This window comes from Holophaga foetida DSM 6591 (assembly GCF_000242615.2).
Lineage (GTDB): Bacteria > Acidobacteriota > Holophagae > Holophagales > Holophagaceae > Holophaga > Holophaga foetida.
This window is the reverse complement of sequence record NZ_KI912268.1, coordinates 1883377-1889376: the sequence shown is the minus strand read 5'-3', so window position 1 is coordinate 1889376 and position 6000 is coordinate 1883377. Positions and strand designations below refer to the sequence as shown.

At 63.3% G+C, this 6000-nt stretch carries 8 protein-coding genes; 4 read left to right on the top strand and 4 right to left on the bottom strand.

Annotation, left to right across the window (positions count from 1 at the left end; genetic code table 11):
* Both HOLFODRAFT_RS25065 and HOLFODRAFT_RS0208205 read right to left on the bottom strand, forming a co-directional pair.
* Window positions 1–214, bottom strand: a 214-nt coding sequence (locus HOLFODRAFT_RS25065) for a hypothetical protein (protein WP_211237941.1), incomplete at its 3' end; no start/stop codon positions are given.
* The gene (locus HOLFODRAFT_RS0208205) at window positions 211–561 is read right to left on the bottom strand and encodes a hypothetical protein (RefSeq protein ID WP_005037710.1); all 351 of its coding nucleotides are present in this window, start codon (window positions 559–561) and stop codon (window positions 211–213) included. The genes HOLFODRAFT_RS0208205 and HOLFODRAFT_RS25065, both read right to left, overlap by 4 nt.
* Window positions 562–812: 251 nt before the next feature.
* On the opposite strand from HOLFODRAFT_RS0208205, the gene HOLFODRAFT_RS0208200 reads away from it, so the two are divergent.
* The gene (locus tag HOLFODRAFT_RS0208200) at window positions 813–1700 is read left to right on the top strand and encodes a LysR family transcriptional regulator (RefSeq protein WP_148300399.1); all 888 of its coding nucleotides are present in this window, start codon (window positions 813–815) and stop codon (window positions 1698–1700) included.
* Window positions 1701–1814: 114 nt separating this feature from the next.
* On the opposite strand, the gene HOLFODRAFT_RS0208195 is transcribed toward HOLFODRAFT_RS0208200, so the two are convergent.
* Complete coding sequence (locus HOLFODRAFT_RS0208195; protein WP_005037706.1) at window positions 1815–3170, bottom strand: MATE family efflux transporter; 1356 nt, start codon at window positions 3168–3170, stop codon at window positions 1815–1817.
* 4 nt (window positions 3171–3174) lie between these two features.
* On the bottom strand, window positions 3175–4881 hold the full coding sequence (locus tag HOLFODRAFT_RS0208190; RefSeq protein WP_005037704.1) for a glutamine--tRNA ligase/YqeY domain fusion protein: 1707 nt from the start codon (window positions 4879–4881) through the stop codon (window positions 3175–3177).
* A gap of 136 nt (window positions 4882–5017) precedes the next feature.
* Here HOLFODRAFT_RS0208190 and HOLFODRAFT_RS24465 point away from each other — a divergent pair, with 136 nt between their 5' ends.
* The 3 genes from HOLFODRAFT_RS24465 (at window position 5018) to HOLFODRAFT_RS24815 (ending at window position 5914) form a co-directional block, all read left to right on the top strand.
* Window positions 5018–5431, top strand: a complete 414-nt coding sequence (locus HOLFODRAFT_RS24465; protein ID WP_148300398.1) for a hypothetical protein — start codon at window positions 5018–5020, stop codon at window positions 5429–5431.
* Window positions 5343–5675 (top strand): VWA domain-containing protein, encoded by a 333-nt coding sequence (locus HOLFODRAFT_RS0208180; RefSeq protein WP_005037702.1) that lies wholly within the window; start codon window positions 5343–5345, stop codon window positions 5673–5675. Before HOLFODRAFT_RS24465 ends, HOLFODRAFT_RS0208180 begins: the two co-directional genes overlap by 89 nt.
* Window positions 5676–5761: 86 nt before the next feature.
* The gene (locus tag HOLFODRAFT_RS24815) at window positions 5762–5914 is read left to right on the top strand and encodes a hypothetical protein (protein ID WP_005037700.1); all 153 of its coding nucleotides are present in this window, start codon (window positions 5762–5764) and stop codon (window positions 5912–5914) included.
* The last annotated feature ends 86 nt before the right edge of the window (window positions 5915–6000 follow it).

Sequence of the window (6000 nt, the reverse complement as noted above, 5' to 3'; positions counted from 1 at the left end):
AGCTATCCATCACCTGCACCACGACCTCCACCACGGCGGGACGGCGAAGCCCTGCTATGACGCCAACTCGGTCCAAGCCCCTGCCGGGACTGTCGGGCTCAGCAGTCAGCAATCCCTGGGCGACAGGGGACCTGGCGTCCCCAAAAAGTGGATCAGCAGGCGCGATTTCCCCATAGCCCTCGCCCAACTCCCCCGCCGCTCCGGGCTTGTTCAACACCGCATTTCATCGGTGGGGGCTCCGTCTACCTGAGGCAGCCTCGCCCACGCCCCACCGACGAAATGCTCACTGTTGCGCATGATGCCGGCGGCCTGGGCCGTGGGGCCATGGCTGCCATGGATCATGATGGCGTTGGAATCCCACATGGGGTAGGCCTCGGCGAACTTCTCGTAGGCCGCCATGGCCTTGTCCCACTCCCACTGGAACTCTTTGTTGGTGATTCCGGCGAACTGCCCCGCGCACTGGTCCGCCAGGACCGAGCAGACCACGCGATCCGTGGGCTTGAGGTTGATGGTGGCGACGAGCCGCTCTTCGGCCGTCATGGAATCCTTGGGCATGACCATGGATCAACTCCATAATGAAATGAAAGTAAATAGAGCTCGCCCAAGCCGGAGGCCTCCCCAGGGGGGCTTGTGGGCGAAGAAATCGCTTTTATAGGCCTTTTGGAAGCTCTTGGGCGCAGGTTTGCAGCTGGACTTTAGTATATGGAGTCTGTATTTGATATGAGCAGGTATTCGAATCTGAAATGTTTTGAGGATCAAGATGAAAAAATTAGGGGATCAATGCTTAAATGGGGGAAACCAGTGGGGCATTCGTGGATATCCGTCATTTGCGCTGCTTCATGACCGCCGCCGAGCACATGAACTTCACCAAGGCAGCGCGGCAACTCTTCCTGACCCAGTCAGCTGTCAGCTACCAGATCTCGTCGCTTGAGAAGGAGGTCGGGGTGAAGCTCTTCGAGCGGGATCCCCATCTGGTCCGTTTCACCCCCGCCGGGGAGCGCTTCCACGAGGGGCTCCAGGGGCTTCTGAAGGGATACGGCGAGCTGGTTGCTGAGATCCAGGGCCTGCCCAGCGGTGAGGCCGGGAGCCTAGTCCTGGGTTTCCACGGCATCGCCGAAAAGCGCTTCCTCCCCCCGCTCCTGAGGCGCTTCCGGCGGGAGCACCCCAAGATTGCCATGGAGTTGAAGCGCCTGGACATGGTGGCCATGTCCAAGGCGCTCCAGAAGGGCGGCGTGGATATCGCATTCATGCTTCAGCTCTCCATGCCGGACCGTCCGGAAATCCACCACCGGCTCCTCTTCACCGTGCCTCTGGTGGTGGTCCTTCCCAAGGATCATCCCCTGGCCCAGCGGGAGAGCCTGACCCACGGTGATCTGGCCGGGGAGGGCTTCCTGGAGCTCAACCTCCCGGTCAATGCGCCGGCCCATGCCAGCTTCGTGGAGACCTGCGCCCGGGCGGGCTTCAGGCCCAGGATCGCCCAGCGCTTCAGCGACCTGGAGTCCCTGTTCCTGGCCATCGAGATGGGCGCGGGCATCGCCATCTTCCCCCGCTACCGCGCCGAGGTCCAGATCGGGGAAGGGCATGCCATGGTTGAGATGCGAGGCGAGGGGAGCGATGCCCCCTTCGTGGTGGCCTGGATGGCCGACAACGACAACCCGGTCCTGCCGGTCTTCCTGCGGGCGATGGGGGTGAGGGACTGAAAAACAGATCCACCTCCAAGCAACCCCGCTGCGCGGGTTTGCTTGGTAAATAAAGGGCCGAATGAGAATACACGGCTTCTTGGAGCCTTGGAGTCTTCGTGGTGGATCTTTTGATCAGTTGCTCGCCGCGTGCTGTTCGCGCAGGCTCCGGAGCTCCCGGACCAGCCAGATGCCCGTCAGGGTGGTGGAGCAGACATCGGCGATGGGCCCCGCCACCAGGATGCCGTTCACCTGGAAGAAGAAGCCCAGGACGAGGATGGCGGGCAGGAGGATGAGCACCTGCCGCGACAGGGTCAGGAGCATGGAAGCCAGGGGCTTGCCGATGGCCTGGAAGTAGTTGGAGGCGACCACCTGGAAGCCCGCCAGGAACATCAGGCCCGAGAAGATCCGGAGGGCCCGGGAGCCGAAGGCCACGAAGGCGTGATCCTGTTTGGCGAACATGGCCATCAGGGGGGTGGAGAAGATCTGGATCATGAGCCAGCCCAGGACGGCGATGGTGCTCCCGGAGATGATGGCCATCTTCAGCACCTCCCGGACCCGGTCGAAGCTCCTGGCGCCATAGTTGAAGCCGATGATGGGCTGGGCGCCCATGCTGATGCCGGCGATGGGCAGGATGACGAGCATCTGGATGGTGGTGACGGCCCCCATGCCGGAAACCGCGGTATCCCCGCCATAGTGCTCCATGCTCTTGTTCAGGACGATGGTCAGGATGCAGACGGCGATCTGGAGGAAGAAGGGGGGCATGCCGATGGCCATGATGGCCTTGACCCTGGCCAGGCTCAGGCGCATGTTCCGCCGGTAGAGGCGAAGGGTGCTGGTCCTGCTGAAGAAGTGGGACACGACCCAGGTGCAGGAGACCACCTGGGCGATTACCGTGGCCCAGGCCGCGCCCTTCATGCCCCACTTGAAGACGAAGAGGAAGATGGGGGCCAGGATGATGTTCATCACCGTCCCGATGAGCATGGAGGCCATGGCCTTCTGGGGCTTGCCCTCGGCCCGGATGAAGTTGTTCATGCCCAGGGAGGTGGACATCACCACGGAGCCGTAGAGGATGATGGTCACGAAGTCCCGGGCGTAGGGCAGGACCTGCTCGCTGGCACCGAAGGCCCGGAGCATGGGATCCCGGAAGATCAGGCCCAGGATTGAAATAAGGATGGAGATGACGATCAGGAGGACGAAGGCGTTGCCCACGATTCCCAGGGCCTCCTCATGCTTCTTCTCACCGAGGCGGATGGACACCAGGGCCGTGCCGCCGATGCCGACCAGGAGGCCGAAGGCCAGCTGGATGATCATGATGGGGAAGGCCACGGTGATGCCGGCGATGCCGATGGAGCCCACGGCGCCGCCGATGAAGATCCGGTCGATGACGGAGTAGAGGGCAGAAACCAGCATGCCCACGATGGCGGGGATGCTGAACTGGATCAGTAGCTTGATCGGCTTTTCTTCAGCCAATCGCTGGGTGGTCTGCATGCGCTCAACCTTTCGATTCGATCTTGGCCCAGCTGTCCTTCAGCCCGACGGTGCGATTGAAGACCAGGGCGGCGGAACCGGAGTCTGGATCCACGGAGAAGTAGCCCGTGCGCTCGAACTGGAAACGATCCCCCGCCTTGGCGCTGGCCAGGCTGGGCTCCAGCTGGGCCGTGAGGGCCTCCAGGCTGTGGGGATTGATGAAGTCCCGCCAGTCGCCGCCCTCGGGGACATCCATGGGGTCTTCCTGGGTGAAGAGCTGCTCGTAGAGGCGCACTTCCGCTGGAACGGCGTGGGAGGCGCTCACCCAGTGGATGGTGCCCTTGACCTTGCGGCCGTCCGGGGCGTTGCCCCCGAGGCTTCCTGGATCCCAGGTGCAGTGCAGTTCAACGACCTGCCCGGAATCGTCCTTCACCAGCCCCTCGCAGCGCACCAGGGCGGCGCCCCGGAGGCGGACCTCGGCGCCGGGGGCCAGGCGGAACCACTTCTTGGGGGCCTCTTCCCGGAAGTCGTCCTGGTCGATCCAGATCTCGCGGGTGAAGGGCACCTTGCGGGTTCCCATCTCGGTCTTCTCGGGGTGGAAGGGGAGCTCCAGCCAGTGGGTCTCGCCCTCGGTCAGGTTGGTGATGACCAGCTTGAGGGGGCGCAGCACTGCCATGGCGCGGGGGGCCTGGGCCTCAAGGTCCTCACGGATGCAGTGCTCCAGCAGGCTGACGTCGGCCACCATGTCCCGCTTGGCCACGCCGACCCGCTCGGCGAAGGCCCGCACGGACTCGGGGGTGTAGCCCCTGCGCCGCAGGCCGCAGATGGTGGGCATGCGGGGGTCGTTCCAGCCCGTGACGTGGCCTTCCTGGACCAGCAGGAGCAGGCGACGCTTGGACATGACGGTGTGGGTGAGGTTCAGGCGGGCGAATTCGATCTGGCGGGGCAGGGGACGGGTGAAGAACCTGCCCTCGACATCCTGGTTGAGGAACCAATCGTAGAGCGGGCGGTGGTCCTCGAACTCCAGAGTACAGATGGAGTGGGTGATGCGTTCGATGGCGTCGCTGACCCCGTGGGCGTAGTCGTACATGGGGTAGATGGGCCAGGCGTCCCCGGTGCGGTGGTGGTGCACCCGTCGGATGCGGTACATCAGGGGGTCCCGCAGGTTCATGTTGGGGGACTGCACATCGATCTTGGCCCGGAGCACCCGGGCACCGTCCGGGAACTCCCCGGCCCGCATGCGGCGGAAGAGGTCCAGGTTCTCTCCGACGCTGCGGCTGCGGTAGGGGCTCTCCTTGCCCGGGGTGTGGAAGTTGCCCCGGTACTCCCGGGTCTCTTCGTCCGTGAGGTCGCAGACGTAGGCCTTCCCGGCCTGGATCAGGTATTCGGCGTAGTCGTAGAGCTGCTGGAAGTAATCGGAGGCATAGTGCTCCTCAGCCCAGCGGAAGCCCAGCCACTCCACGTCCTCCCGGATGGAGTCGACGTACTCCACATCCTCTTTCACCGGGTTGGTGTCATCGAATCGCAGGTTGGTGCTGCCGCCGTATTTCTGGGCGAGCCCGAAGTTGATGCAGATGGACTTGGCGTGGCCGATGTGGAGGTAGCCGTTGGGCTCCGGGGGAAAGCGGGTCCCGATGCGTCCCTGGTGCTTCCCGGAGGCCAGATCGGCCTCCATGATCTCCTCGATGAAGTTGAGGCTTCGGGGTTCAGGGACAGGCTGAGTCTGGGTCATAGAGGTGTTATCCATTCGTGGCATGGGTCAACCGTCTGGGCAGGCATCCGGCGGCGTGCAGACAGGAAAAGACCGATCAATCATTTTAGCTTGAAAGGCGATGCCCCGCACGCGTTGACACCCCTTGGCGTCAGGCATGGAATGGAGCGTCGAGGAAAGGTGTGAAGTGGAATACGTCATCCTGGATCTGGCCCGGACCCTGAGGCAGGCTGGCCACGCCATCAGCCCCTCGGAGGTGCTGGATTGCCTTCACGCGGTGCGCCAGCTCCCAATGGAAAGCAACCCCTCGGCGCTCTGCAGCCTGCTGAACGCCACCCTGCTCAAGGCTGAGTGGGGGGAAGACTACCTCCATCGCCTGCTGGATCTCTACTTCGAAGCCCTGGAGCCCGGAATGGTCACGGCACCAGTGGCCTCGGTCCTGGGCACCGGAATGGGGTCCGTGGGGGCAGGAGATGGATCGGATGCTGGTGAAGAAGCTGGGGAGGGCCCAGCTGATCCGGGTGATGCAGCGGCAGGATCCCCGGCATGCCTCGTTCCAGGAGGCGGATGAGCGAATGCTCTGGCGGATGGGGGCCGAGGTGGAGAGGCTGGCCCGTAAGCTGGCGGTCCGCCGGGGTCGGCGCCGGAAGGCCGGGCTGCGGGGGTGGATCGATCTCCGGCGCGTCACCCGCAAGGCCATGGCGACCGGGGGCATCCCCCTCCGGATCTTCCAGGCGGGCCGGAAGCTGACCAAACCCGACCTCTGGCTCCTCTGCGATGTCTCCAACTCCGTGCTCCAATATCGAGGAACTTGAGCAGGTGGTGCTTCGCATCTTGTGAATCGCTTCTGCGGGAATAGATTGACTGCAAGGTGCATCACAACCAACCCTTGGAGGAAGTCATGGAATGCGAAATCTGCAAGCAGAAGCTGACTGAAGATGACGCCTGCGATCTTCATGGCAAGAAGGTGTGCGAAGACTGCTTCATCGAAGCCAACGCTCCTACCAAGTCCTGCGGGGCTGGCATCGCTTCGGGAGAAAAATCTGCCCGCTGATAGGGGGCCGGAAAGGGGTGTGGGTGGATCGGTATACAAGTAGTATTCAGTTATCGTTTCTCCCGATCACCCCTTTTGAGGACCCC

What these genes read in the sequence shown, in the direction of transcription:
- HOLFODRAFT_RS0208205 (WP_005037710.1), bottom strand. Translation starts at nt 561, where the DNA reads ATGGTCATGCCCAAGGATTCCATGACGGCCGAAGAGCGGCTCGTCGCC.
- HOLFODRAFT_RS24815 (WP_005037700.1), top strand. Translation starts at nt 5,762, where the DNA reads ATGGAATGCGAAATCTGCAAGCAGAAGCTGACTGAAGATGACGCCTGC.
- HOLFODRAFT_RS0208195 (WP_005037706.1), bottom strand. Translation starts at nt 3,170, where the DNA reads ATGCAGACCACCCAGCGATTGGCTGAAGAAAAGCCGATCAAGCTACTG.
- HOLFODRAFT_RS24465 (WP_148300398.1), top strand. Translation starts at nt 5,018, where the DNA reads ATGGAATGGAGCGTCGAGGAAAGGTGTGAAGTGGAATACGTCATCCTG.
- HOLFODRAFT_RS0208190 (WP_005037704.1), bottom strand. Translation starts at nt 4,881, where the DNA reads ATGACCCAGACTCAGCCTGTCCCTGAACCCCGAAGCCTCAACTTCATC.
- HOLFODRAFT_RS0208180 (WP_005037702.1), top strand. Translation starts at nt 5,343, where the DNA reads ATGCTGGTGAAGAAGCTGGGGAGGGCCCAGCTGATCCGGGTGATGCAG.